Source organism: Stenotrophomonas sp. 1337, assembly GCF_031455455.1.
GTDB lineage: Bacteria > Pseudomonadota > Gammaproteobacteria > Xanthomonadales > Xanthomonadaceae > Stenotrophomonas > Stenotrophomonas indicatrix.
Genome location: NZ_JAVDSR010000009.1, coordinates 16,132 through 39,594, shown reverse-complemented (window position 1 = coordinate 39,594; position 23,463 = coordinate 16,132). Strand labels below are relative to the sequence as shown.

The following is a 23,463-nucleotide window of genomic DNA, read 5'->3' as shown; positions in this document are numbered from 1 at the left end:
GAATCGCGGGCATTCATCCACGCATGGCGTGGATCTACTGCAGGCCTGACGCCTGGTAGTGCCGGCCGCTGGCCGGCAACCCGACGCACGTGGACGAAGACCTGGTAGTGCCGGCCGCTGGCCGGCAACCCAACGCACGTGGACGAAGGTCATGACGCTGCCGGCCGGCGGCCGGCGCTACCCCCGCGGCTGCGTCAAATCAACGTTCTCCACCAGGAAATCAAGGAACGCGCGCACCCGAAGCGGCAGGTAGCCCCCCTGCCCCAGGAACACCGCGTGCACCTCTTCCAGGTCGCCCGGGTTGGCGTCCTCCAGCACCGGCAGCAACCGGCCTGCCGCGATGTCGGCCTGCACCTGGAACGCCGCCAGCCGGGCCAGGCCCAGCCCACCCAGCACCAGCTGACGCAGCGCGTCGCCATTGCTGGCGCGCGCATTTCCGCTCGGCAGTACCCGCTGCTGCTGACCATCCTGCAGCAGCGGCCAGCCCTGCACCGACCGTGCATGGCCGATATCCAACCGGTTGTGCGCCAGCAGCGCATCGGCATTGGCCGGCAGTCCGTGTCGTGCCGCATAGGCCGGTGCCGCCACGATCATCATCCGCGTCGCCCCCAGCCGGCGCGCGACCAAGCTGGAACTCTTCAACGGACCGGCCCGCACCGCCACGTCCGTGCGCTGCTCCAGCAGATCGATCACCTCGTCGGTCAGCGTCAGGTCCACACCGACCTGCGGATGACGCTGCAGGAATTCCGGTAGCAGCGGCAGCAGGAAATGCTGGCCGAACGGCACGTTGGCATTGACCCGCAGCCGCCCGCGCGGCTCGGCGTGGGCGCTGGCACAGCGTTCGGCCTCTTCCAGATCGGCCAGCACCCGCAGGCCGCGCTCATAGAACGCGCAGCCCTCCGGGGTCAGCTGCAACTGGCGGGTGGAGCGCTGCAGCAGACGCGTGCCCAGCCGTTGTTCCAGCCGCGCAACCAGCTTGCTGACCGCCGACGGCGTCATCTCCAGGCTGCGGGCGGCGGCGGAAAAGCCGCCGGTTTCGATCACCCGTACGAACACTTCCAGTTCGCCGGATCGGTTGATGTCGGTGCGTGCCATGCCAATGAATTAGATTCACAGATGATTGTCCATGCGCAGTCTAGTTCACAGATAACCCTGGACGCACCATGACCGTCCCTCCCACCAGGTCATCTCGATGAATCGCCTGAGCCAACTGACCGCTACCGCCCTGCTTGCCCTGTCCGGCGCCGCCGCCGCGTCACCTGCCCCGCACTGGGTCGCCAGCTGGCAAGCCAGCCCGCAGCCGGTGTGGGGCGGCGATTTCCTGTTTCCTACCCTCATTCCCGGCCAACTGCAGGACCAGACCTTCCGCCAGAGCGCTCGCATCAGTCTGGGCGGGTCGCGCCTGCGGATCCGCCTGAGCAATGCCTACGGCACCCAACCTTTGCGGATCGGCGCTGCCAGCATCGCCGCCCATACGGGGGACACGCCGCAGCCGCTGCGCTTCGACGGCCAGCCCGGGGTCGTGATTGCGCCCGGGCAGGACCGCCTGAGCGATCCGCTCCCCCTTCCCACCGCTGATCGGCAGGCGGTGCAGGTCAGCGTTTACCTGCCCGACCGCACGCCGCTGCAGACCTTCCATTGGGAAGGGCGGCAGACCAGTTGGATTGCGCCGGGCGACCAGCATCAACGGCCCGCGCTGCGGGACGCCAGCAGCACCACGGCCCGCCTGCTCCTGTCGGCTATCGACGTCGAGGCCCCGGCCATCGCGCGCAGCGTGGTGGTGATCGGCGATTCAATCACCGATGGCGCCACCGCCAGCCTCGACCAGGACCAGCGCTGGACCGATCACCTCGCCGCGCGGCTGGCACCAGAAGGTGTAGCGGTGGTCAATGCCGGCATATCCGGCGGTCGCCTGCTGCGCGATGGCATGGGCGAATCGGCCCGCAAGCGTTTCCAGCGTGACGTGCTCGACCAGCCCGGTGTCGCCAGTGTGATCGTGCTGATCGGCATCAACGACATCAGCTGGCCGGGCACGGCCTTTGCCCGCGCGCAGGCCCGGCCCAGCCTGGCCGAGCTGCAGTCCGGCTACCGCGACCTGGCCCAGCGCGCCCACGCACGCGGCCTGCGCATCCTCGGCGCGACCCTGACCCCGTTTGCCGGCGCCCTGCCCGACACCCCGTTGGACGACTACTACGCCGCGGACAAGGACGCCCTGCGCCAGCAGCTCAACGCCTGGCTGCGCACGGACAGCCCGTTCGACGCGGTGATCGACCTCGACGCGGCCCTGCGCGATCCGGCCGATCCCTCACGGATGGCGGCTGCCTACGACTCCGGCGACCACCTGCACCCGGGCGATGCGGGGAACCGGGCGATGGCCGAGGCGGTGGATCTGGACGTCCTGATTGGGCCATCCACGCAGGGCGTGGATCTACCGCGACGCTGAGGCCAGACAAACAAAAACCCCGGGCATGCCCGGGGTTTCGTCGCAATCAGCTGGCTGCGGGGCTTACTTGCGCTTCTTGCGCACGTACAGCACCAGCGAGTGTTCTTCCAGCTCGTAGCCGTGATCGGCCGCGATCTTGCGCTGCAGGTCTTCGATCTCGGTGCTTTCGAACTCGATGATCTTGCCGCTGTCCACATCGACCATGTGGTCGTGGTGGCCGCCGCGGTCGAGTTCGTAGACGGCCTGGCCGCCTTCGAAATTGTGCTTGAGCACGAGGCCGGCAGCCTCGAACTGGGTCAGCACCCGGTACACCGTGGCCAGGCCGATCTCGTCGCCATGCTCCAGCAGCTGGCGGTAGATGTCTTCGGCGGTCATGTGGTGCTGGGCATTGCGCTGCTCGAGCAGCGCCAGGATCCGCATCCGCGGATGGGTCACCTTCAGGCCGACTTTACGCAGGTCGTGGGTTTCCATAGGTCTCCGTTCATTGGCGATTTAGCGCCAGCTGCCTCGGATTGGGTCGCGGTGGCACGCCGGGAGTGTATCATCGGATTGATTTCCCCAACCGCCAGTCCCGATGCGCAATCTCCTGTTGGTCGCCGCCGTCGCCTTGTCCACCACCGGGTGCGGCATCATCTACAAGCAACCCATCTACCAGGGCAACCTGATCCGGGAAGATGCCGTTGCCAAACTGCAGGTCGGGCAGAGCAAGCAGCAGGTCACTGCCCTGCTGGGCACCCCGTCGGTGCCGGATCCGTTCCACGCCCAGCGTTGGGACTACACCTCGACCGAGCGCGTGAACCGCCTGGGCCGTACCGACGTGAAGAATTTCGTCGTGTACTTCGAAAATGATGTGGTCACCCGCTGGGAAGGCGATTACTTCCCGGCCAACGACAAGGCCCTTGCCCAGCAGACCGTGCGCCAGTTCGGCCGCAATCTGCCGAAGGACAAGAAGAAGAAGGGCGGCCGCTGAGCCACCCTGCCCGTCCTCCGGACGGGCCTTGGGGATCAACCGCCGCGCGCGCGTCGCCGGCGGTTGTCCTTCGGGTCGGCCTGCAGGCCACGCAGCAGCTCCACGCGATCACCATCCAGCAGCACCTGATGCGGCTGCGCCAGTACGCCATACACGGCGGCGGCAGGACAGTCGGCACTGCCTTCGAGCCGGGCCGCTGCCACGGCATCAGCCACGGTCGCCCCCTCCTCCAGCTGCAGCCGGCGCGACAGCACCTGGTGTGGCCAGGCCAGCACGACCTCGACCTCGATCATCGTTCAGCCCTCGTCGGCGACGCGGACGAAATCGTTGACCATGCGATCGGCCAATCCCTGGAAGCCGATGGCCAGCGCCGGACCCAGCAGGCGTGAACTCGGCTCGAAGTCCAGGGTGAGGGTGACCTTGCAGGCATCTTCCGCCAGGGCGTGGAATTCCCAGCGGCCGTGCAGTTGCTTGAACGGCCCCTCGCGCAGCTGCATGTCGATGCTGTGCGGGCGTTGCAGGGTGTTTTCGGTCTGGAACCAGGTGCTGAACGAACCCAGGCCCAGGTCCAGGCGAGCGACCAGCCGGTCTTCGCCCTGCTCGAGGATGCGGGCGTCGGAGCACCAGCGGAAGCGGCGCGGATAGGCCTGGACGTCGTTGACCAGATCGAACATGCGCGCGGCCGAATGTTCGACCAGGGCACTGCGGCGGATAGTAGGCATGAATACAGGACGCTTCGGCAATCGACCGGGCGGGCCCGAATCGGAGACAATACGGAAATGAGCAAGAACACCGGCAAGGATAAAGCAAAGAGCGCGACGGCCAACAAGACCATCGCGTTGAACAAGCGTGCCCGTCACGAGTACCACATCGAAGACCGCTTCGAAGCCGGCCTGGCCCTGCAGGGCTGGGAAGTGAAGTCGATCCGCGCTGGCCGCGGCAACATCGTCGACGCCTACGCCTATGTGAAGGACGGCGAGATCTTCCTGATCGGCGCGCAGATCACCCCGCTGATCCAGGCCTCCACCCACGTGGTGGCCAACGACCGGCGCGAGCGCAAGCTGCTGCTGCACCGGAGCGAGATCGACAAGCTGGTTGGCAAGGTCGAGCGTGATGGCTACACGATCGTGCCCACCGCCATGTACTGGAGCAAGAACAAGATCAAGCTGGAAGTGGCGCTGGCCAAGGGCAAGCAGACCCACGACAAGCGCGATGCCGCCAAGGATCGTGACTGGGCGATCGAGAAGCAGCGGGTGATGCGTCGCGGCAACCGCGACGCCTGATGGAGCGCGCCGACGCTGCTGCGACGGCCAATGCTGAAGACGCGCGCGAGCTGTGCGCGCGGTTGTCTGCGTTCAACCGCGCCAGCAGCGGTTTCAACTTCGAAGACGTGCCGGTCCGGCTGGTCTGGCGCGATGTACAAGGTGAACTGCGCGGCGGACTGCTTGCCGATGTCTGCGCAGGTTGGCTGCAGGTGCATGTCCTGTGGGTCGACCCGGAACTTCGCGGGCGTGGCATCGGCCAGCGCCTGTTGGCGGATGCCGAGGCCCAGGCCCGTGACGTTGGTGCGTGCGGGGTGATGCTCGACACCTTCGACTGGCAGGCCGAACACTTCTACCTGCGACAGGGCTATGAAGTGTTCGGGCGGCTCCCCGACTGCCCGCCGGGCCACGAGCGGATCTATCTGCGCAAGGTGCTGCCAGTCCTTTAGCCCACGGCACCTCCGTCGGCTTTCGAAGGACTGCGCCAGACTGCCCCAGCGCGAGGCGTCGCCCACCGTTACGGGCAACGACTCAACCCGCCAGCATGCCCTGCCCGCGCAGACGCGGTGACAGCGCCGCGTGCATCACCGCCAGGTGCATCACCACCGACAGCTCCGGGGCATGGCGATCATCACCGGCACGCCACTGCTGCGCCAGCCGCGCGGCGTCGACGGGCAGCAGGGCCAGCAACTGGGCGTCGTCCAGCGCGTCGGCGGAGGCCTGCAGCTGCCGCGCCAGTTGCCGCGACTGCCACACGTGCACGCCAATACTGAGACTGGCCAGCGACATCAGGGTCAGGGCCAGGCCATGCTCGAACCACTGTGACAGTACATCCGGACCCCACAGGAGTGCGGCCAGTACCGCCAGGGCCGGCAGCCGCCAGCCCAGCCAATGGAAGCGGCCACGCCGAGGCCAATGCACCACCACCGCACTGGCGATCAGCGCGGCTGCAGCCGTGGCCGGCAACTCGGTTGCCCAGGTTGCAGCCAACAACACCGCCAGCACCGCCCAGACCCAGCCGGGCGGCAGTGCCCGCCGCTGGTAATCGGCCCCTACCGGGCCAACCAGCTGACGCAGGCTGCGCTGTTGCATTGCTTCGGTCACCGGCCGTCTCCGTATCTGTCCTGGCTGGAATGGTCGTAGCCAGTGTGTCGCAAATTCGTGCCCACGACGTTAGCAATCCGCTATGACGGACGCTCTACAACATGTTGCGGATTGACGTGGCGACCGGGCTGACGCCTGCCATTCACGCCGCGCGGAGATCCTTGCTGAGGAACACGCGACTGGTCCCCGGCGGATCGCACGGGACCTGGCCGAATACGGTCCAGCCATGCTTCACATAGAAGTCCGGCGCTTGAAAGCTGATGGTGTAGAGCACGGCGGAACGGCAGCCGCGCCGGCGTGCTTCCTCTTCGGCAGCGGCAAGCATCTGCGACCCCAGGCCATTACCCCGGTGTGCGGGCGGCAGGTAGAACAGGTCGATGAACAACAGGCCCAGCGAGGTGCGCCCGCTCAAGCCACCCACCACTTCGCCGCTGGCCGGATCGGTGGCCAGCACGGCCAAGGTGCGTCGATCGGCATGGCCGGCCGCCTGCAGATTGAACTGATCCAGGCCATCGGCAATCAGCTCCAGTGCTCGCGGGCTGGGGGCGTCGGTCACGGCGATTTCGAGCTGCATGCGGTCCATTCCCTGGGCGACTATCGGAACCACCGATGCTAGCAAGCGACCTGCGGAAGCGGGTGACTGTTCAGGTTTTTTGGCGTAGCATGCGCAGCGTTGGGCAGGCACTGACCGTGGCGACACGGAACAGGCCTCGTACCTTGCAGAACTTGAAGAAACCGGGGGTGCATTGGTTTCGACGGGGGTTGTGAAGTCGCCTGGCGCATGCCGAGGGGGTAGCTTTCCTCGTAAATCCAGCTGCAAAACTCTAGTTGCCAACGACGACAACTACGCTCCGGTCGCTCTCGCAGCCTAAAAACTGCGGTGCGTGACCTTCTGCCGACTTAGGCGGAGCCTCGAAACTGCTTGTGTCCATGCTCGCAGCGTAGAGTCATTATCATGGAATCGCGCTGGGCGGCTGCCTGTCAGTCCGGCACAAGAACACAACAGGCTGGTTCCCGGGTGCGCTTTGCACACCGTGCTGCTCGGGGATGAGATTCAACGGTGAGCTAAGCATGTAGTGCTGGGGATGGAGTGCCTTCGGACGGCGGTTCAATTCCGCCCACCTCCACCATTTGTACCGCCCTTCGGGGCACGAAAAGCCAGATCTCCCGTCGATTGGGGTCTGGCTTTTTTGTTGGCCGCATCAGGTCCAGAACCGCTGCCTCGACAAGGAGAAGCACCGTGGCGTTGATGAACAGCTCCGAATGCAACTGCAAGGCACGCAGCGATACGGCGATCTGCCCGACCTGCGATGCAGCTGCCCCACCGGCCACTCAGCAGCCAATCGACGCTGTCTATGCGGCACCGGTATCGCAATCTGCGCCTATCACCAGGAACCGGGCCATCTACATCCTGCTCGCCTTGTTCCTGGGCATTTTCGGCGTCCACAACTTCCATGCCGGTTACCACGGACGCGCGGTCTGCCAACTACTGATCACGCTGTTGTTGGGCTGGCTCTTGATCGGCGTGCTGTTCACCGGCCTATGGGCACTGGTGGAAATGATCACAGTGGAAACCGACGCCTCTGGCGTGCAGATGGTGTAGTCCTTGGCTACGGGAGGGACTGCCATGGATCTCCACAGAATCGACGTTGTCTCCTGGCTCGACCAGATCCTGGATCAGGATCCGGCAACCTTCGAAGACGCCTACTGGGGTCTTCGCCCGGCTGCGGCCATTGCGGTGCCGCACCTGCTTGCCCGGCTGCCGGCCGTGGATGATGGTTACTCGCGCGGAAAGCTGCTGGAACTGCTCGGCGAATCAGGCGACAGCACGGTCAGCCCGACCCTGCGGGCTGAGCTGCAGCATCCGTTGGAAGAGGTCCGCCAGTGGGCGCAACTGGCCTTAGATGCCCTTGATCGGGGAATTCCTTGGCAGCCCAGCGAGGGGGCCTAGCCGACAACGCTGCCCTGCCCCACACTTCAGCCTGTCTTCCCGGACTTGGTGCCGGCGCCTACGCTGCTCCGCGACATACAGAAGGATCTGCAATGAACAAGCCGCTTATCGCCCTGATGCTGGGACTGCCCTTGACAACCGCCGCTGTTGCCGCACCTCCGGCAACCAGCACCACCGCGCTGGAAACTCTGCTGGCCTGCAAGGCGGGTTCCGATTTCACTGAAGCGCAGGTGGAGCAGGCATTCCATGCCGCCGGCCTGAGCCGCGACCCCGGCAGCGTGTTCGAGCCCAAGGGCAAGCCGGTGGCGCTGTTCGGAGGCACCGTAGCCAGCGCGGATGTGAGCATTTCCAAGCCCTACAAGAGCCTGCACGTGTATCTGCAGGGCGTCGATCACCAGCGTTTGGCCCGATCCTGGGGAGTGACGACGGTCAACGACGCGGCCGAAACCGAAGCGCCTTCCTACCTCAAGAAGATTGATGCCACGCACACGCTGCATGTGGGTGCCGGTGACGACTACGAAGGTTATTCGGCTGCGGTGACCTGCCTGATCGAGGGATGATCTGCGGGGAGACCGGCTGACAGGCGGGGTTCGCCGGGCACGGTCCGGCGCTGCCGCAGGCCTGCTTCCGCGTTGACACGCCTGCCGCTAGAGTGGCGCCAGCGCAGGGAGTTCACATGGAAAGAACAGGCATCGGCGTCATCCGCTCCACCTTCGTCCTCATTGCCCTGCTCGCCCTGAGCGGGTGCGCGACGCTGCGCCAGTTCGGCCCATCGGTGCAGGTGGGCACGGTCACGCCAGGACAGTACATCGCGCTCAAGCGCGGTGACATCCTCACCAGCGGCAAGCTCAGCGCAGCCACCATGGAGACCCTGCGCGTGGCCGGCCTGGACGAGGGCGACTGTGCCAAGCCCGGCCTGCCCTGCATCGAGGCGATGGAGGGCAGCATCGTCGTCCGCGAGGAGGACAAGCGCTCGGCGCTGGCCGAACTTTGGGTGCAGTACGCGATGACGATGCCGGCGCCGAAGCGCGAGTCGGCGTCGGTGGCCCGCAGCAAGGCCGCGACCGCCCCGCCTGACCCGACCTTCCAGCCGCGCCTGGATGCGTGGATGCAGATCGCGCGGCAATCCTATGCATATCTGTTCTTCACCGAACGCACCGCCAACCAGCGTGGCTTCGAAGACCGCCAGACCCAGGTGCGCGACTACTACAACCTGGCTGTGCAGGAATCAGCCGTGCTGCTGTTCGAAGCCTATTCGAGCAAGCAGGTGCGCAACGACAACGGGCGGTTCCAGCTGGGACGCTGGACCTTCGTGCTCGCGCCTGCCGACGATGGCCCGGCAGCGGACACCCGCGAGCCGCTGGAACTGGTACCGGCCGCATCGATGTCCTTCACCGGCACCCTGCGCAGCGTGCATCGCCGCGACGGCTTCGGCGCCGAACTGGTGGCGGTGATGGCAGACCCGGCCAGCACCGGGCTGGCGGCCGCCGCCGCTGGTACCGCAACGAAGGCCGAGCGCGACTGGAGCGAGATGCCGTCGCCGTCGATGACCGTGCTGCTGCGTTTTTCCGGCAACAACCTGTGGGAAGTGCTGCACGACGACGAGCCGGAACTGGAGATCCACGACCCGTACCAGGTAGCGGTGGTGGAACTGCACGGCGAGCAGGTGCCACTGGCGGCGAACTTCACCGCCGGGTACGCGCTGTGGCTGGCCCGCTCCAACTTCAGCCGGCAATCGCTGCGTACGCTGTTCGGCGGCAAGGGCGGCATCGACAAGCCGCATCTGTTCATGATGCAGCCGTACGATCCGGACCGCCGCGTGGTGCTGATGATCCATGGCCTGGCCAGCAGCCCGGAGGCGTGGGTCAACGTGGCCAACGAACTGATGCGTGACGATGAGATCCGCGGCGACTTCCAGATCTGGCAGTTCTACTACCCGACCAACATGCCGATCGCCCTCAGCCACGATGAGATCCGGCGGATCCTGCACGAGGCACTGCAGCACTTCGACCCAACCGGCAAGGCGCTGGCATCGCACGACATGGTGGTGGTCGCGCACAGCATGGGCGGGGTGATTTCGCGGCTGATGGTGTCCTCCTCCGGTGACCATCTGGTCGACACCCTGCTGGCGACCGCGCAGATGACCCCGGCGCAGCGCGAACTGCTGCGTACGAAGGGCGCGCCGGTGCTGACATTCCAGCCGGAACCGGAAATCTCGCGGGTGGTGTTCATCGCTACCCCCCATCGCGGCACCGATGTTGCCGGCACGCGCCTGGGGCGCTGGCTCGGCCGCTTCGTGCGCCTGCCGCTGACCGTGCTGGAGGATGTCGCGACGTTGGCAAACGACGGCAAGGTCGAGCGCAACGACGACAAGCACGGCTACCAGATGAACAGCATCCAGAACCTGGACAAGGACGATGCCTTCGTCAAGGCCGTGGCCGATCTGCCGATATCGCCGAAGGTGCGTTACCACTCGATCATCGCGCGCACCCAGGCTGAAGGTCCGCTGGAAAAGACCGACGATGGACTGGTTCCCTACTGGAGCTCGCATCTGCCGAAGGCCGTCTCGGAAAAGGTGATCGTGTCCGGTCACAGCGTGCAGGAAGCCACGCCGGCCATCGTCGAACTCCGCCGCATCCTGCATGAGGACATGGAGGCTCATCCTCTGCCGGCAAAGTAGCGCACGACTTACAGCAACCATGGCCCGTGCTTTCCCGACCGGGCCACCGACAACGAGGCAATGGAATGCATATCTCAACACTGGTCGAGCTGCTCGGCAGCAAGGGCTCGGATGCTCATCTGCAGGCATGGTTCGCGCAGCACGGTATCGGCAAGCCCCCGACCACGATCAGCGCGAACCAGGGGCAGAAATCGGTCAAGGACAAGCTCCACGACATGGAGTTCTATTTCGCCTTCGACATCATCAACGATCGCTTCTATCCGCCCACCGTCGGAGCGCGTGGCAGCCTGCTGAGCCACTTCAAGTCCGCCACCCTGTTCAGTCGCCGGCCCAAGGGCAATCCGCCAAAGCCCGAAGGCTTCTGGGACGGATACGTGCAGCCATCAGCCACGCTCCAGGACTGCCTGGCGTACTTCAACGGCCGGTTGGAAGAATTCGGCGACACCGCCTACTTTGAAAAGCCGCTTACCGGGGACGTCGACATCAAGCTCTGGTTCTGCAAGCGCAGGCAGCGCGTGGACACCATCCAGCTCAATCTGCATGAGGACCGCGAGTTCATCGGCCATCATGATTTCGACCCTGGCAATGAACACAACACCACCCCGCAGGCGGCAACGCTGGTACTGAAGTGGCTGTTCGATCGCCGGCACCTGCGGGTGCCGCAGGCACTCTACGAGGCCGGGTTGGAGGATGATCACCAAGCGATCCTGCGCTTTGCCGAGCAACATCTTGGCAACCACGTCTGGGCAGGCCAGCTTCACGATTCACCTGCGCTGCGCAGCGTGCTGGCCCACACCAGGACCACCCGCCCCCTGCAACTGGACAACGGCAGCCCGCTGCACCTGTTCGACAAGTGGCTGTACCTGAAGGCAGGCGGAGCATGGGAACGGCATCAGGCCCTCTACAACGACGACACACTGGCGGACTGGAGTGCGAGCGTGGATGCGTTCGAACGCGCGGTGGTGCTTGATGCCGCGCAGCGACAGGCGTTTCTGGCAATGCTGGACGACGCCTACCAGCGGGTTCAGCAAGCGCACCCTGCCTGATCGCATTGGGGGAAATCCCTCATCGTGCGTACGCATCGCTCTGGCTAAGGTGACCACTCTCTTCCGCAGGAGGTCCGCATGAACACGTCAGAGCCCAGCCGTCAGCCCAGCCCAGATCCGGCCGAGCGCGATGCGTTTTTCCCGTCGCCGTACTCGCTGTCCCAGTTCACTTCGGCAACCACCGATCTGTCCGGCGCGGACTATCCCGATGCCCGCCGTGACGGACGCTGGAAAGTGCTGATGATCGCCGCCGACGAACGTTATCTGCCGACCGCCAACGGCCACCTGTTCTCGACCGGCAACCATCCGGTGGAGACGCTGCTGCCGATGTATCACCTGCACAAGGCCGGTTTCGGGATCGACGTGGCGACGCTGTCGGGCAACCCGGTGAAGTTTGAATGGTGGGCGTTCCCACGCGAAGACCGCGAGATCGGCGGCCTGTACGAACGCTACGAATCCCGCTTCCGCCAGCCTCTGCACCTGGACGAGGTGGCGAGGGCACTCGATGCCGGTTCGGACTACGCCGCGGTGTTCATTCCCGGCGGTCACGGTGCGTTGATCGGCCTGCCGGAAAGCCGCGCGGTGAAGGCCACCCTGCAGTGGGCGGTGGACAATCAACGTCACATCATCACCCTCTGTCACGGCCCTGCCGCGCTGCTGGCGGCCGGCGTGGATGAAGCCGGTGGCGGTTCATTGTTCCGCGGGCATCGGATCTGCGCCTTCCCCGATGCGATGGACCGGCAGACCCCGGATATCGGCTACATGCCTGGTCAACTGCCGTGGTTCTTCGGTGAGCGCCTGGCCCAGCAGGGCGTGCAGATCGTCAACGAGGGCATCGATGGCAGCGTGATGCAGGACCGCCTGCTGTTGACCGGCGACAGCCCGCTGGCGGGCAATGCGCTGGGCAAGCTGGCTGCGCGCACCCTGCTGGATGCGTTGGCCGCACGCTGACCGGCATGGATACCGTCGTGCAGTCATTGCTGGTGCTGGAACGTGCACGTTCGCTGGCAGCCATCGGTACCGTACTGCGCGGCGTCGGCGCGCCGCTGGGTTATGACCGCACGCTGATGTTCGCTACCGGCACCGATCTGGACCGAGGCGCGCAGCGCCTGTACTGGATCGATGGCGATTGGTTCGGCGAGGGCGCCAGCAGTGGCGTGGCGCACTACCTGCATGCGTGCCCGGTCAATCGCCATGTGCTGGACAGCGATGCGCCGTTCTTCTGGAGCAAGCAGCAGGGCGTGCGCGGCGAGCGCTACCAGGTCGTGCGGCAACCGCGCGGCGAAGGACTGCACGGCCTGCAGGTGCCGGTGTTCGGTGTGACCGGCCTGGAAGGGGCAGTCAGCTGGGGAGGACGCACGATCGACGCATCTCCATCGGCACGGTTGCTGCTGGAGCTGATTGGCACCGCCGCCTTCCGTATGGCGCATCGGCTGTCTGTCGCCCCGGCGGTTGTGCCTGCCGGCACCCTCAGCGCCCGCGAGCGTGAGGTCCTGCGCTGGGTTGCCGCTGGTCGTCGCCAGGCCGATATTGCTGCGACTTTGGGGCTGTCCACACGCACGGTGGAAAACCACCTGCGCAGAGCACGCCAGCGGCTGGGCGTGGCGACCACGGCGCAGGCAGTGCGCGCGGCCAGCCGGCGCGGTGAGATCGGGGACTGAGCGCAGGCGCGGCACTTCCGGCTACTGCGGTCGCATGTTAAACAGGCCAGGCGCATGTGCGCGATTGCAGAAAGCAAGGATGATGCTTATGAAACTGCAACTGGCCTCGATGGCCGCATTGATGTTGGCAGTGGGCAGTGTGGTACCGGCAAGCAGCCACGCGGCCGGGTCTCCCGGATCGACGACCGATTGCGTGCCCGTAAGACTGGGGCCAAACCTTGTGCATCAACGCTGCACAGTTACCCGCACGCTGGCAGATGGCACCGTTTTCACGTCGGTGTACTGGATCGACCAGAACGGCCAGTGGTACCTCCCGGCAGACTGAACTGCATTGGACACCGACTACGACTACAAGGAGTGTGATCGATGATGCTGCACAAGAAACTGTTCGCGTGTTCATTCGGTGCCGTGCTGGCGCTTGCCGCGCTGGTGCCTTCAGCACCGGCAAATGCCGCCGAAGAGGTCGGCCTGCAGGAAGAGTGCGTGCCCTTCCGGGCCGGCTTCGGCATCCACCAGCGTTGCACGCTGTACGTGGTCTATGACGATGGCACCCGCGTGGCCAGCGACCACTACAACCGCGACGAGAACGGGATGATGTACGACCCCTGATCGCCCAGCGGTATCAGCCGGGCGGTCGCACGCCGTCCGCCCGGCCCTTGCAGCCGCCCATCCCGGCATACCGCTGCCCTTGCCTTCCATGGCATCCTCCATGAAACCGCTTTCATGGAATGGAGGGATTCCACGATGTTGTCTCGCTTCCGCACGTCCGCGCTCTGCGCACTCCTGGCTTTTGCACTGCCCGCCGCCACCTGGGCAGCCTCGCCCGCGCCGTTGAAGGTGATGTCCTTCAACGTACGCACCCCTGCCGACACCGACCCTGGCAAGCGCTGGGAAGACCGCCGCGATGCCATGGTCAAGGTGATCCAGCAGGCGCATCCGGCGGTGATCGGCACCCAGGAGCTGGTGCTGGAGCAGGCCAATTACCTGGCCGAACACCTGCCCGACTATCGCTGGTTCGGCGAAGGCCGCCGCGGTGGCAGTGGCGACGAACACATGGGCGTGTTCTACGACAGCAAGGTGCTGGCGGTGGAAGAGTCAGGCAACTTCTGGCTGTCCGATACGCCCGAGGTCGCAGGCAGCATCAGCTGGGGCAACCTGTTCCCGCGCATGGTCACCTGGGCCGTGTTCCGCCGCCTGGATGATGGCCGCCGCTTCTACTTCATGAACACCCACCTGCCCTACCGCGACGAGGACGAGCCGCGCCGGATCAAGGGAGCCGAACTGATTGCCACGCGCGTGGCCGCGCTGCGTTCCGACCTGCCGGTGGTACTGACCGGTGATTTCAACAGCGAGCCCGGCGGCGGCACCTATCAGGCCTTCACCAGGGTGCTTCAGGACACCCGTCGCCAGGTCAAGTCGCCGCAGGGTCCGCGCCTGACCTTCCACAACTTCACAGGAACGGCGACCGCCGAGCTGGACTGGGTGCTGGTACGTGGCTTCCACGCGCGCAGCTTCCTGACCGATGATCGCCGCATCGACGGCGTACTGCCCTCCGACCACTTCCCGCTGGTGGTTGAGCTGGACTGGCCGAAACACTGAGCAATGCGGCGACCCTCGCTACGGCGACGGTCGCTTGCCCAGCAGGCGGTACAGCGCCTGGTGCTGGTCGCGCGCCTGGCAGATGCGTGCGCCGACGGCAAGGAACACCGCAATGCCGACAAGGCCAACACCCAGCATTGAATCGGGCAGGCGCACGAAGCCGATCACCGCGGCCATCGCTGCCAGTACCAGCAACACCACCACGCCGACCGACAGCCCGGCCCCCGGCAGGCCGGGATCACCGAGCAGCGTCCGTTGCGCCGATTGCTTCTGTTCGCCCATGTCCTGTGCTCCCGTGGTTTTTCCCCACTAGTTACACGGCGGGCGGCACTTCCGGCAGAGTCAGAAACGTCACAGCGGCGAGAACGTCCACGGCGGCCCACGCGCTACCCTGCCAGCATCCTCGTTGAGCGGAGACAACGCATGACCCATCGCAGCCGACTGGCCGGGTTCATCATCGATTGCCAGGACACGCCCGCCGCAGACAGCGCGCGCTTCTGGGCCGCAGCGCTGGGCCTGCAGGCCGAGCCCGCCCGTGCTGAAGGCGACGCAGAGTATGCCGATCTGACGGGCGCGCCGGCGGGATTGAACGTGGAGGTGCAGCGGGTCGATCACCCGTCGCGGGTGCATCTGGATATCGAAAGCGACGACATCGACGCCGAAGCCGAAAGGCTGGAAAAACTCGGTGCCCGCCGGGTCGGTTTCGTCAAACGCTGGTGGGTGATGGAAGCGCCCACCGGTCATCGATTCTGCATCGTGCGCATGCGTGATCACGATGCTCCGGCCAACCACTGGCCATGATGAAAAAAGGGACGGAAGCAGATGCTTCCGTCCCCTGTCGATCAGCGCGCCTGCGCCACGCTCGGCGCCTGCGGTGACTGGCCCCAGCCACCGAGTGCCTTGTACACACCCACCACACTGACATTGACCTCTGATTCGGCGGCCGCCAGTGCATCATCGGCCACCAGCTGCGTGCGCTGCGCGTCCAGCAGGGTCAGGAAGTCCTCCGACCCTTCGCGGTAGCGGATCTGCGCCAGCGATTCGGCACGCCGCGCCGCCTGCGCCTGCTCGACCACGATGGCCAACCGTGCCTGCTGCTTGGAGTAGCGGGTCAACGCGTTTTCGGTGTCCTCCAGCGCCAGCAGCACCGCCTGTTCGTACTGCGCGGCCACGCCCTCGGCCTCGGCCTTGCTGGCACGCAGGCGTGCCTTGACCGTACCGAAGTCGAATGCCGCCCAGCTCAACGACGGGGTCAGCGACCAGGCCTTGTTGTTGCCGTTGACCAGGCCACTGGCATCGCCGCCAAGGAAGCCGACGAAGCCGGACAGCGACAACCGCGGGAACAGATCGGCCGTGGCCACGCCGACACGCGCGGTGGCGGCAGCCAGGCGACGCTCGGCCACGCGCACGTCGGCACGCTGGCGCAGCAGTTCGCGGGTGTCACCCAGCGGCAGTGCCTTGGCAAACGCCGGCACTTCGTGCGGCGCCAGCATGGCGGTCAGCACTTCCGGGCGCTGGCCAAGCAGGACAGCCAACCGGTTGCGCGACTGCGTCTCGGCCACTTCCAACAGGGGGATGTCGGCCTCAATGGCCTTCAACCGTGCGCGGCTGCTCTGCACGTCCAGCTCGCTGCCGGCACCCAGTTCCCAGCGCGCCTCGGTCAGCCGCTGCGTATCGCGCAGGTTGACCAGGGTGCGCTGGGCCACCGCGATGCGCTTCTGGGTGCCACGCAGTTCGAAGTAGTTGCGTGCCACTTCGGCAGCGATCAGCACCTGCGCGTCGGCAAGGTTGGCCTGCTCGGCGTCCAGGTCGGCACGCGCAGCCTCTGCAGCTCGGCGCTTGCGGCCGAACAGATCCAGCTCCCAGCCCGCATCGAAGCCGAGCTGGTAGCTTTCACTGAACACCCGCTGCCCACCCAGCTGCGGATCGGGTTGCTTGCGGCGGTCGTAGCTGCCGCCAGCGGTAACGTGTGGCGCCTGGTCGAAGCGGCTCTCGACAAACACGGCACGGGCCTGGCTGACACGGGCGACAGCCACGCGCAGGTCCAGGTTGTCCGACAGCGCGCCGTGCACCAGTTCTTCAAGCACCGGGTCATCGAACTGCGCCCACCAGCTGGCCACCGGCGAGGTGGTGCTGAAGACCGGCTGCTGTGCACCCTGCAGGACGACGGGCTCCTGCACCGGTGCCTTGTAGTTGGGGCCGACGCTGACACAGCCCGCCAGCACCAGGCTGGAGACGGCCATCGCCAGGGTGCGGATCACCATGGCAGCACCTCGCCCAGGTAGGTGAAGCTGCCGCTGGCGCCAGACTCGCCGATCAGCGCCATCTGCACGCTGGAACGCGCGCCCTCGGCGATTTCGATCTCGCCGTTGCCACCGTTCATATCGGTTTTCACGTAACCGGGGTGCACGGTGTTGACCTTGATCGGCGTACTGCGCAGTTCATGGGCCAGGGCCAGGGTCCAGCTGTTCACCGCGGCCTTGGACGCGTTGTAGGCCGGGATCTTGAAGTCGTAGATGCCCGAGGTCGGATCGGCATGCAGGGTCTGCGAGCCGAGCATGCTGGAGACGTTGACGATGCGGCCGGACTTGGCCTGCTTGATCAGCGGCAGGAAGGCCTGGGTCACCGCCACCAGCGCATACACGTTGGTCTCGAACGTGCGACGCCAGGTGTCCAGCGACTGCTCCGACGGCAGTTGCGCTGGGTTCTCGATCATGATGCCGGCGTTGTTGACGAGGATGTCCAGACGACCATGGCGCTGACGCACCTGCTCGACCGCCTCGGCGATGCTGGCGCCATCATTGACGTCCAGCTGCAGCGCTTCCACCGGCAGGCCCTCGGCCTGCAGCTTCAACGCCAGTTCCACTGCGGTTTCGCGCTTGCGCCCGGCCAGCAGCGTGTGCACGCCGGCCTGTGCCAGCTGGCGCACGGTTTCCAGGCCGATGCCGCGGGTTGCGCCGGTGACCAGCGCGATCTTGTTCTGATGGGTGTTCATGGATTCGTTGCCTTGGTAGGGGGAAGCGGGCGCCGGTGATTGCCGGCGCCGCTGTTTTCCATGTCAGTGATGGATGGTCGGCTCGCCGTGCTGCACCAGCTGGCCACCACCGTTGCGGGTGACGAACTTGCGCAGTGCCACGTAGAACACCGGGGTCAGGAACAGGCCGAACAGGGTCACGCCCAGCATGCCGGCGAACACCGTGATGCCGGTCACCGAGCGCACTTCGGCGCCAGCGCCATGCGACAGCACCAGCGGCACGGTGCCGGCGATGAAGGCGATGGAGGTCATCACGATCGGGCGCAGACGCAGGCGGCAGGCTTCCAGTGCCGCTTCGACGATGCCCTTGCCGCCCATTTCCAGCTCTCTGGCGAACTCGACGATCAGGATCGCGTTCTTGCACGCCAGGCCCATCAGCACCACCAGGCCGACCTGCACGAACACGTTGTTGTCGCCGCCGGTCATCCACACGCCGAACAGCGCGGACAGCAGGGTCATCGGCACGATCAGGATCACCGCCAGCGGCAGCGACCAGCTTTCGTACAGCGCGGCCAGCACCAGGAAGGCCAGCATGATCGCCACCGGGAACACGATGAAGGCCGCCTTGCCCTGGGTCGCCTGCTGGTAGCTCAGGTCGGTCCATTCGGTAGCCATGCCCACCGGCAGCACCTTGGCGGCGATGGCGGTGAGGTTGTTCATCGCTTCGGCCGAGGACAGCACACGCGGGTCGGCTTCACCGGCCAGGTCAGCGGCCGGGTAGCCGTTGAAGCGCAGCACCGGGTCCGGACCGTAGGTTTCCTTGACGGTGACCATCGAGCCGATCGGCACCATCTCGCCACGGTCGTTGCGGGTCCGCAGCTTGCCGATGTCTTCGACGCTGTCACGGAACTGGCCATCGGCCTGCGCGATCACCTGCCAGGTACGTCCGAACTGGTTGAAGTCGTTGACGTAGGCCGAACCCAGGTAGGTCTGCAGCGTATCGAACAACTCGGTCAGCTGTACGCCCTGGGCCTTCGCCTTGACACGGTCCACCTCGGCATCCAGCTGCGGCACGTTGGCCTGGTAGCTGGTGATCGGGAAGGCCATGCCCGGGGTCTGTGCAACCGCACCCTGCATCGACTGCACCGCGTTCTGCAATGCGCCATAGCCGAGGTTGCCACGGTCCTGGATGAACATCTGGTAGCCGTTGCCGTTACCGAGGCCGAGGATCGGCGGCGGCATCATGGCGAAGGCGAACCCTTCCTGCAGGCCTGCGATCTTCTGGTTGATCTCCGCATTGATCTGCGCCGCGGTGCGGCCATGGCGCTCACTGAACGGCTTGAGCGGAATGAACGCAACACCGGTGTTGGGCGTGTTGGTGAACTGCAGGGCATTCAGGCCCGGGAACGAAATGGTGTGAGCCACACCGTCGGTTTCCTGGGCGATCTTGGCGACCTTGCGCAGCATTTCATCGGTACGCGCGATCGACGAACCCTCCGGCAGCTTCACGCCGGCGATCAGGTACAGCTTGTCCTGGGTCGGAATGAAGCCCGGCGGCACCAGCTTGAAGATGAAGCCGGTACCGACCAGCAGCACCGCATACACCACGAACACCGCACCACGACGACCGAGGATCTTCGACACGCCACGCTCGTACTTTTCAGAGCTGGACTTGAAGAAGCGGTTGAACGGACGGAACACCCAGCCGAACAGACGGTCGATGATGCGGGTCGGGGCATCCTTCGGCGCGCCATGCGGCTTGAGCAGGCGGGCCGCCAGGGCCGGCGACAGGGTCAGCGAGTTGATCGCCGAGATCACCGTGGAGATGGCGATGGTGACCGCGAACTGCTTGTAGAACTGACCGGTGACGCCCGACAGGAACGCCATCGGCACGAACACCGCACACAGCACCAGCGCGATGGCGATGATCGGCCCGGACACTTCGCGCATCGCCTGATGCGCAGCGGCCAGCGGGGTCAAGCCTTCTTCGATGTTGCGCTCAACGTTTTCCACCACCACGATCGCGTCATCGACCACGATGCCGATCGCCAGCACCAGGCCGAACAGGCTCAGCGTGTTGATCGAGAAGCCCAGCAGGTACAGCGCGCCGAACGTACCGACGATCGACACCGGCACCGCGATGAGCGGGATGATCGAAGCACGCCAGGTCTGCAGGAACAGGATCACCACCAGCACCACCAGCGCGATGGCTTCCAGCAGGGTGGAGACCACGGCCTTGATCGAGTCGCGCACGAAGATGGTGGTGTCATACACCGCTTCGTACTTCACGTCGGCCGGCATGGTCTTCTGCATTTCGTCCATGCTGGCCATCACCGCATCGCGGATCTCCAGCGCATTGGCGCCGGGGGCCTGGAAGATACCGATACCCACCGCGTTCTTGCCGTCCAGCTGCGAGCGCAGCGTGTAGTCACCGGCACCCAGTTCGACCCGGGCCACGTCCGCCAGCCGCACCACTTCACCGTCGGTGCCGCTCTTGAGCACGATGTCGCCGAACTCCTGCTCGCTGCGCAGGCGGCCCTGGGCATTGATCAGGGTCAGGAACTGGCTGTTGGGCATCGGCTCGGCGCCGAGCTGGCCGGCCGAGACCTGCACGTTCTGCTCGCGCATGGCGCGCACCACGTCGCTGGCGGTCAGGCCGCGCGCGGCCACCTTGTCCGGGTCCAGCCAGGCGCGCATGGCGTAGTCACCACCGCCGAAGATCTGTGCGTCGCCCACGCCCTGGATACGTGCCAGCGCATCCTTGACGTGCAGGCGGGCGTAGTTGCGCAGGTACAGGGTGTCGTACTTGCCGTTGGGCGAGGTCAGGTGCACCACCATCAGGAAGGTGGGCGACTGCTTCTGGGTGGTCACGCCTTGCCGGCGCACGTCCTCGGGCAGTCGCGCCTGGGCCTGGGCGACACGGTTCTGCACCTTCACCGCCGCTTCGTCCGGGTCGGTGCCCGGGCGGAAGGTGATGGTCATCTGCAGCACGCCGTCGGAACCGGCCACCGACTTGAGGTAGATCATGCCCTCAACGCCGTTGATGGCCTCCTCCAGCGGGGTGGCCACGGTTTCGGCGATCACCTTCGGGTTGGCGCCCGGGTAGACCGTGCGTACGACCACCGACGGCGGCACCACTTCGGGGTACTCACCAATGGGCAGCATCGGAATCGAGATCAGGCCTGCGGCGAAGATCACGATCGACAGCACCGCCGCGAAGATCGGCCTGTCGATGAAGAAACGGGAAAAGTCCATGGAAGAATTCCTGGAAAAGGCCGTCGGCGGGCAACAGCCGCCCTGCCCCTCGCCAATCTGGCGAAGGCAGTGACGGCTGCCGCTGGCACCGGCAGCTAAGCGGGGACGCGGATCAGGAGCCGGCGGATCAGTGGTTCAGTGCGGCAGTTGCATCGCGACCCGGCGCCGGCGCAGCGGTGGGCTGCATCGCCACCGCCTTCGCCTGCACCGGCATACCGGGCATGAAGACCTTCTGCACGCCATCGATGATCACCTTGTCACCGGCGGCCAGGCCCTGCTCGACGATGCGCAGGCCTTCGGCGGTGCGGCCGAGGCGGATGTCACGGCGCTGGGCCTTGCCATCCTTGTCGACCACATAGACGTACTTGCGGTCCTGGTCGGTCAGCACGGCCTTGTCGTCGATCAGCATGGCCTGGAACTGGCCGCTGCCGAGCAGCTGCACGCGGGCGAACAGGCCCGGGGTGAACTGGCGATCGGCGTTGTCCAGCAGTGCGCGGACGCGGATGGTGCCGGTGCTGCGGGTCACCTGGTTGTCGAGGAAGTCGACCTTGCCCGAGTGCGGGTAGCCTTCTTCACCGGACAGGCCGATCTTCACCGGCAGCTCGCTGTCGCGCTCGCTCGGGCGCTCGCCCTTGCGTGCCATCTGCGCGTAGCGCAGGAAGGTGCTTTCGTCGGCATCGAAGTACACGAACACCGTATCCAGCGAGACCAGCGTGGTCAGCACGCTGGCGCTGTCGCCGGCGGTGACCAGGTTGCCGGCGGTGACCATCGCCCGGCCGGCACGGCCGTCGATCGGCGCACGCACCTTGGTGAACTCCAGGTTGAGGCGGGCGGCATCCACCGCGGCCTGCGCAGCCTGCACCGCCGCACCGGACTGGTCGGCGGCCGCACGACGCTGTTCGGCGGTCTCGGTGGAAATCGCCTGCTGTTCGGCCAGGCGCTTGGCACGCTCGGACTCGCTGCGGGCCAGCACCGCCTGGGTGCGCGCACGGGCCAGTTCGGCGTTGGCGCGATCGTACTCGGCCTGGTAGCTGCGGGCATCGATGGTGAACAGGACAGCGCCCTTCTTCACTTCTTCGCCTTCAACGTAGTTGACCTTGTCGATGTAGCCGGACACGCGCGGGCGCAGCTCGACGCTCTGCACGGCCTCGACGCGACCGCTGAATTCATCCCACTGGCTGACCTGCTTGAGCAGCACGGGGGCAGCTGAGACCTGCGGCGGGGGCGGCGCGCCGGCTTCTTCGGCATGGCCACCGCTGCAGGCCGCCAGGACGGCGGCAGCGAGGATCGACACGCCAGCCATCGCGATGCGATGACCGAAACGATGTGGAGTGGTATTGGGGGAAGTCATGGCATGCATCCGTACGGAGGGGTGGTACAGCTATTTGAGAATTGCTATCAACTTTCGGCGGCGTATCCTGCGACCTCAACCAAAGTCGAGGTCAAGCAACGCCTGCGGTGTCGCGCCACAGCGGCGGTATTTCCAGGTGCAGCAGGCCGCGTGGCAGTTCGGCATCACTGCTGTCGCAACGGACGATTGCGCGGTTGTCGCGGCACCCGTCGAGCAGGGACACCACGCGGCGACCGACCAGCAGTGAACTCGGCCATTCAATACAGGCGTTGGCAGCGTTGGCCGGCGTGCAGACCGGACTGCACACTTCCAGCATCTGCGCGCGTACGCCTACGGCCTGCGCTTCCTGGTGTACCACCTGCGCGTACATGCGCAGCGCGGCGGTGGTGATCGAGGTCTCGCCATAGCCTGCCCAGGGCTTGAGCCCGGCCGGGCTGCCGATCATCACGTAGCGGCGGGCGTGCACGTTGTCCTGCAGCAGCGGCAGCAGGTGGTGCACTGCGTGCACATGCGGCATCAGGTCCGCCTGCAATGCCGCCGACAGGGCGTCACCGCCACGCTCGACCACGCGGCCACGGTTGTACGGGCCGCCCATCGCGGCAACCACCGCTGCCAGCGGGCGCGGGCGCTGCGCCACGCGTTCGGCCAGCGCACGTGCCGAACTGTCGTCGCTGAGCGAGCCCAGCATCGTCTGCAGGCCCGGCTCATCAGCGAACTGCTCGTGCAACGCCGCCAGGCGGCCGGGATCGCGGCCGACCACCAGCACGGGGCTGCCGGCCTCCAGCAATGCGCCGACCACACCCTGGCCCACGGCACCGGTGCCGCCGAGAACCAGGACCTCGGGCGTCAGAATCCCATTCACGGGACATTTCCTCCCAAATCCGGGATAGTCCCGATTCGGCGCAGTCGGTCACCCTTGTGCGAGGCAAGGTGCAAGGCACCGCCACGCTGCTGACGCATGGGTGCGGTAAACTCCCGAAAATCCTTGTTAACCAAGGAGCTGGGACGGGATTCAACGGTCATTGCCAGGTCCAGGGCGTTCTGGCCGGCAATCCGGAAGCGGGCAAGAATGTTGCGCAGGCTCATGGCGGACGGGCTCCAATTAGCGAATGGCGCCACGATAGACCTCAAACCCCTACTTGATTAGTCCTGATTAAGGGGAATAAT

At 65.8% G+C, this 23,463-nt stretch carries 28 protein-coding genes and 1 other RNA gene; 16 read left to right on the top strand and 13 right to left on the bottom strand.

The window, feature by feature from the left end:
* Positions 1–177 precede the first annotated feature (177 nt).
* Positions 178–1,095 carry a LysR family transcriptional regulator gene (locus J2X70_RS13550; RefSeq protein ID WP_025878867.1) on the bottom strand — a complete coding sequence of 306 codons (918 nt, stop codon included), beginning with the start codon at positions 1,093–1,095 and terminating at the stop codon, positions 178–180.
* A 97-nt stretch (positions 1,096–1,192) separates the two neighbouring features.
* On the opposite strand from J2X70_RS13550, the gene J2X70_RS13545 reads away from it, so the two are divergent.
* On the top strand, positions 1,193–2,443 hold the full coding sequence (locus tag J2X70_RS13545) for an SGNH/GDSL hydrolase family protein (protein ID WP_218789114.1): 1,251 nt from the start codon (positions 1,193–1,195) through the stop codon (positions 2,441–2,443).
* A gap of 63 nt (positions 2,444–2,506) precedes the next feature.
* Here the strand turns inward: J2X70_RS13545 and fur are convergent, their stop codons facing one another.
* A complete protein-coding gene (gene fur, locus J2X70_RS13540; RefSeq protein ID WP_025878865.1) occupies positions 2,507–2,914 on the bottom strand; it encodes a ferric iron uptake transcriptional regulator in 408 nt (135 codons plus the stop codon).
* A 103-nt stretch (positions 2,915–3,017) separates the two neighbouring features.
* Between fur and bamE the strand changes: the two genes are divergently transcribed.
* Positions 3,018–3,413: an outer membrane protein assembly factor BamE gene (bamE, locus tag J2X70_RS13535; RefSeq protein ID WP_032977650.1), complete on the top strand. Its 396-nt coding sequence runs from the start codon at positions 3,018–3,020 to the stop codon at positions 3,411–3,413.
* Between the two features lie 35 nt (positions 3,414–3,448).
* Here the strand turns inward: bamE and J2X70_RS13530 are convergent, their stop codons facing one another.
* Together J2X70_RS13530 and J2X70_RS13525 are read right to left on the bottom strand one after the other, a co-directional pair.
* On the bottom strand, positions 3,449–3,706 hold the full coding sequence (locus tag J2X70_RS13530; RefSeq protein ID WP_309910742.1) for an RnfH family protein: 258 nt from the start codon (positions 3,704–3,706) through the stop codon (positions 3,449–3,451).
* Positions 3,707–3,709: 3 nt separating this feature from the next.
* Entirely contained in the window at positions 3,710–4,135 is a 426-nt protein-coding gene (locus J2X70_RS13525; protein ID WP_025878862.1) for a type II toxin-antitoxin system RatA family toxin, read from the bottom strand.
* Positions 4,136–4,192: 57 nt separating this feature from the next.
* Between J2X70_RS13525 and smpB the strand changes: the two genes are divergently transcribed.
* Both smpB and J2X70_RS13515 read left to right on the top strand, forming a co-directional pair.
* Positions 4,193–4,696, top strand: a complete 504-nt coding sequence (gene smpB, locus J2X70_RS13520; protein WP_025878861.1) for an SsrA-binding protein SmpB — start codon at positions 4,193–4,195, stop codon at positions 4,694–4,696.
* Positions 4,696–5,124 carry a GNAT family N-acetyltransferase gene (locus J2X70_RS13515; protein WP_309910740.1) on the top strand — a complete coding sequence of 143 codons (429 nt, stop codon included), beginning with the start codon at positions 4,696–4,698 and terminating at the stop codon, positions 5,122–5,124. The genes smpB and J2X70_RS13515 overlap by 1 nt, the downstream gene beginning before the upstream one ends.
* Before the next feature lie 82 nt (positions 5,125–5,206).
* On the opposite strand, the gene J2X70_RS13510 is transcribed toward J2X70_RS13515, so the two are convergent.
* Both J2X70_RS13510 and J2X70_RS13505 read right to left on the bottom strand, forming a co-directional pair.
* Entirely contained in the window at positions 5,207–5,779 is a 573-nt protein-coding gene (locus tag J2X70_RS13510; RefSeq protein ID WP_025878859.1) for a hypothetical protein, read from the bottom strand.
* Between the two features lie 142 nt (positions 5,780–5,921).
* A complete protein-coding gene (locus J2X70_RS13505) occupies positions 5,922–6,353 on the bottom strand; it encodes a GNAT family N-acetyltransferase (protein WP_309910737.1) in 432 nt (143 codons plus the stop codon).
* Positions 6,354–6,516: 163 nt separating this feature from the next.
* Between J2X70_RS13505 and ssrA the strand changes: the two genes are divergently transcribed.
* The 11 genes from ssrA (at position 6,517) to J2X70_RS13450 (ending at position 14,716) form a co-directional block, all read left to right on the top strand.
* Positions 6,517–6,909, top strand: a transfer-messenger RNA (tmRNA) gene (ssrA, locus tag J2X70_RS13500).
* 119 nt (positions 6,910–7,028) lie between these two features.
* On the top strand, positions 7,029–7,382 hold the full coding sequence (locus J2X70_RS13495; RefSeq protein WP_309910870.1) for a TM2 domain-containing protein: 354 nt from the start codon (positions 7,029–7,031) through the stop codon (positions 7,380–7,382).
* Between the two features lie 24 nt (positions 7,383–7,406).
* Positions 7,407–7,730: a HEAT repeat domain-containing protein gene (locus J2X70_RS13490; protein WP_309910735.1), complete on the top strand. Its 324-nt coding sequence runs from the start codon at positions 7,407–7,409 to the stop codon at positions 7,728–7,730.
* A gap of 92 nt (positions 7,731–7,822) precedes the next feature.
* Complete coding sequence (locus J2X70_RS13485) at positions 7,823–8,290, top strand: hypothetical protein (protein WP_032977818.1); 468 nt, start codon at positions 7,823–7,825, stop codon at positions 8,288–8,290.
* Positions 8,291–8,406: 116 nt separating this feature from the next.
* Positions 8,407–10,410 carry an alpha/beta hydrolase gene (locus J2X70_RS13480; RefSeq protein WP_309910732.1) on the top strand — a complete coding sequence of 668 codons (2,004 nt, stop codon included), beginning with the start codon at positions 8,407–8,409 and terminating at the stop codon, positions 10,408–10,410.
* Positions 10,411–10,475: 65 nt separating this feature from the next.
* Positions 10,476–11,456 carry a hypothetical protein gene (locus J2X70_RS13475; protein ID WP_100436108.1) on the top strand — a complete coding sequence of 327 codons (981 nt, stop codon included), beginning with the start codon at positions 10,476–10,478 and terminating at the stop codon, positions 11,454–11,456.
* A gap of 78 nt (positions 11,457–11,534) precedes the next feature.
* Positions 11,535–12,407 carry a glyoxalase III HchA gene (hchA, locus tag J2X70_RS13470; RefSeq protein WP_059063830.1) on the top strand — a complete coding sequence of 291 codons (873 nt, stop codon included), beginning with the start codon at positions 11,535–11,537 and terminating at the stop codon, positions 12,405–12,407.
* Between the two features lie 5 nt (positions 12,408–12,412).
* Positions 12,413–13,117 carry a PA1136 family autoinducer-binding transcriptional regulator gene (locus tag J2X70_RS13465; RefSeq protein ID WP_059063827.1) on the top strand — a complete coding sequence of 235 codons (705 nt, stop codon included), beginning with the start codon at positions 12,413–12,415 and terminating at the stop codon, positions 13,115–13,117.
* Between the two features lie 88 nt (positions 13,118–13,205).
* Positions 13,206–13,442 carry a hypothetical protein gene (locus J2X70_RS13460; RefSeq protein ID WP_100436600.1) on the top strand — a complete coding sequence of 79 codons (237 nt, stop codon included), beginning with the start codon at positions 13,206–13,208 and terminating at the stop codon, positions 13,440–13,442.
* 44 nt (positions 13,443–13,486) lie between these two features.
* Positions 13,487–13,726, top strand: a complete 240-nt coding sequence (locus tag J2X70_RS13455) for a hypothetical protein (protein WP_223485122.1) — start codon at positions 13,487–13,489, stop codon at positions 13,724–13,726.
* Between the two features lie 135 nt (positions 13,727–13,861).
* On the top strand, positions 13,862–14,716 hold the full coding sequence (locus J2X70_RS13450) for an endonuclease/exonuclease/phosphatase family protein (RefSeq protein ID WP_309910729.1): 855 nt from the start codon (positions 13,862–13,864) through the stop codon (positions 14,714–14,716).
* An 18-nt stretch (positions 14,717–14,734) separates the two neighbouring features.
* Here the strand turns inward: J2X70_RS13450 and J2X70_RS13445 are convergent, their stop codons facing one another.
* Positions 14,735–14,998 (bottom strand): hypothetical protein, encoded by a 264-nt coding sequence (locus J2X70_RS13445; RefSeq protein ID WP_025878847.1) that lies wholly within the window; start codon positions 14,996–14,998, stop codon positions 14,735–14,737.
* Between the two features lie 141 nt (positions 14,999–15,139).
* On the opposite strand from J2X70_RS13445, the gene J2X70_RS13440 reads away from it, so the two are divergent.
* Positions 15,140–15,517 carry a VOC family protein gene (locus J2X70_RS13440; protein ID WP_033830848.1) on the top strand — a complete coding sequence of 126 codons (378 nt, stop codon included), beginning with the start codon at positions 15,140–15,142 and terminating at the stop codon, positions 15,515–15,517.
* A gap of 41 nt (positions 15,518–15,558) precedes the next feature.
* Here the strand turns inward: J2X70_RS13440 and J2X70_RS13435 are convergent, their stop codons facing one another.
* The 6 genes from J2X70_RS13435 to J2X70_RS13410 form a co-directional block, all read right to left on the bottom strand.
* Entirely contained in the window at positions 15,559–16,980 is a 1,422-nt protein-coding gene (locus J2X70_RS13435) for an efflux transporter outer membrane subunit (protein WP_025878845.1), read from the bottom strand.
* A complete protein-coding gene (locus J2X70_RS13430; protein ID WP_025878844.1) occupies positions 16,974–17,711 on the bottom strand; it encodes an SDR family oxidoreductase in 738 nt (245 codons plus the stop codon). Before J2X70_RS13430 ends, J2X70_RS13435 begins: the two co-directional genes overlap by 7 nt.
* Before the next feature lie 63 nt (positions 17,712–17,774).
* Positions 17,775–20,945, bottom strand: coding sequence for a multidrug efflux RND transporter permease subunit (locus J2X70_RS13425; protein ID WP_025878843.1), 3,171 nt, complete (start codon positions 20,943–20,945; stop codon positions 17,775–17,777).
* Positions 20,946–21,072: 127 nt separating this feature from the next.
* The gene (locus tag J2X70_RS13420) at positions 21,073–22,296 is read right to left on the bottom strand and encodes an efflux RND transporter periplasmic adaptor subunit (protein WP_025878842.1); all 1,224 of its coding nucleotides are present in this window, start codon (positions 22,294–22,296) and stop codon (positions 21,073–21,075) included.
* Positions 22,297–22,387: 91 nt separating this feature from the next.
* Positions 22,388–23,158 carry an SDR family NAD(P)-dependent oxidoreductase gene (locus J2X70_RS13415; RefSeq protein WP_025878841.1) on the bottom strand — a complete coding sequence of 257 codons (771 nt, stop codon included), beginning with the start codon at positions 23,156–23,158 and terminating at the stop codon, positions 22,388–22,390.
* On the bottom strand, positions 23,155–23,382 hold the full coding sequence (locus J2X70_RS13410) for a hypothetical protein (RefSeq protein WP_025878840.1): 228 nt from the start codon (positions 23,380–23,382) through the stop codon (positions 23,155–23,157). Before J2X70_RS13410 ends, J2X70_RS13415 begins: the two co-directional genes overlap by 4 nt.
* Positions 23,383–23,463: the final 81 nt, after the last annotated feature.

Excerpts from the sequence above, each read along its gene's own strand:
- J2X70_RS13550 (WP_025878867.1), bottom strand. The coding sequence starts at position 1,095 with ATGGCACGCACCGACATCAACCGATCCGGCGAACTGGAAGTGTTCGTA.
- J2X70_RS13545 (WP_218789114.1), top strand. The coding sequence starts at position 1,193 with ATGAATCGCCTGAGCCAACTGACCGCTACCGCCCTGCTTGCCCTGTCC.
- fur (WP_025878865.1), bottom strand. The coding sequence starts at position 2,914 with ATGGAAACCCACGACCTGCGTAAAGTCGGCCTGAAGGTGACCCATCCG.
- bamE (WP_032977650.1), top strand. The coding sequence starts at position 3,018 with ATGCGCAATCTCCTGTTGGTCGCCGCCGTCGCCTTGTCCACCACCGGG.
- J2X70_RS13530 (WP_309910742.1), bottom strand. The coding sequence starts at position 3,706 with ATGATCGAGGTCGAGGTCGTGCTGGCCTGGCCACACCAGGTGCTGTCG.
- J2X70_RS13525 (WP_025878862.1), bottom strand. The coding sequence starts at position 4,135 with ATGCCTACTATCCGCCGCAGTGCCCTGGTCGAACATTCGGCCGCGCGC.
- smpB (WP_025878861.1), top strand. The coding sequence starts at position 4,193 with ATGAGCAAGAACACCGGCAAGGATAAAGCAAAGAGCGCGACGGCCAAC.
- J2X70_RS13515 (WP_309910740.1), top strand. The coding sequence starts at position 4,696 with ATGGAGCGCGCCGACGCTGCTGCGACGGCCAATGCTGAAGACGCGCGC.
- J2X70_RS13505 (WP_309910737.1), bottom strand. The coding sequence starts at position 6,353 with ATGCAGCTCGAAATCGCCGTGACCGACGCCCCCAGCCCGCGAGCACTG.
- J2X70_RS13495 (WP_309910870.1), top strand. The coding sequence starts at position 7,029 with ATGAACAGCTCCGAATGCAACTGCAAGGCACGCAGCGATACGGCGATC.
- J2X70_RS13490 (WP_309910735.1), top strand. The coding sequence starts at position 7,407 with ATGGATCTCCACAGAATCGACGTTGTCTCCTGGCTCGACCAGATCCTG.
- J2X70_RS13485 (WP_032977818.1), top strand. The coding sequence starts at position 7,823 with ATGAACAAGCCGCTTATCGCCCTGATGCTGGGACTGCCCTTGACAACC.
- J2X70_RS13480 (WP_309910732.1), top strand. The coding sequence starts at position 8,407 with ATGGAAAGAACAGGCATCGGCGTCATCCGCTCCACCTTCGTCCTCATT.
- J2X70_RS13475 (WP_100436108.1), top strand. The coding sequence starts at position 10,476 with ATGCATATCTCAACACTGGTCGAGCTGCTCGGCAGCAAGGGCTCGGAT.
- hchA (WP_059063830.1), top strand. The coding sequence starts at position 11,535 with ATGAACACGTCAGAGCCCAGCCGTCAGCCCAGCCCAGATCCGGCCGAG.
- J2X70_RS13465 (WP_059063827.1), top strand. The coding sequence starts at position 12,413 with ATGGATACCGTCGTGCAGTCATTGCTGGTGCTGGAACGTGCACGTTCG.
- J2X70_RS13460 (WP_100436600.1), top strand. The coding sequence starts at position 13,206 with ATGAAACTGCAACTGGCCTCGATGGCCGCATTGATGTTGGCAGTGGGC.
- J2X70_RS13455 (WP_223485122.1), top strand. The coding sequence starts at position 13,487 with ATGCTGCACAAGAAACTGTTCGCGTGTTCATTCGGTGCCGTGCTGGCG.
- J2X70_RS13450 (WP_309910729.1), top strand. The coding sequence starts at position 13,862 with ATGTTGTCTCGCTTCCGCACGTCCGCGCTCTGCGCACTCCTGGCTTTT.
- J2X70_RS13445 (WP_025878847.1), bottom strand. The coding sequence starts at position 14,998 with ATGGGCGAACAGAAGCAATCGGCGCAACGGACGCTGCTCGGTGATCCC.
- J2X70_RS13440 (WP_033830848.1), top strand. The coding sequence starts at position 15,140 with ATGACCCATCGCAGCCGACTGGCCGGGTTCATCATCGATTGCCAGGAC.
- J2X70_RS13435 (WP_025878845.1), bottom strand. The coding sequence starts at position 16,980 with ATGGTGATCCGCACCCTGGCGATGGCCGTCTCCAGCCTGGTGCTGGCG.
- J2X70_RS13430 (WP_025878844.1), bottom strand. The coding sequence starts at position 17,711 with ATGAACACCCATCAGAACAAGATCGCGCTGGTCACCGGCGCAACCCGC.
- J2X70_RS13425 (WP_025878843.1), bottom strand. The coding sequence starts at position 20,945 with ATGGACTTTTCCCGTTTCTTCATCGACAGGCCGATCTTCGCGGCGGTG.
- J2X70_RS13420 (WP_025878842.1), bottom strand. The coding sequence starts at position 22,296 with ATGACTTCCCCCAATACCACTCCACATCGTTTCGGTCATCGCATCGCG.
- J2X70_RS13410 (WP_025878840.1), bottom strand. The coding sequence starts at position 23,382 with ATGAGCCTGCGCAACATTCTTGCCCGCTTCCGGATTGCCGGCCAGAAC.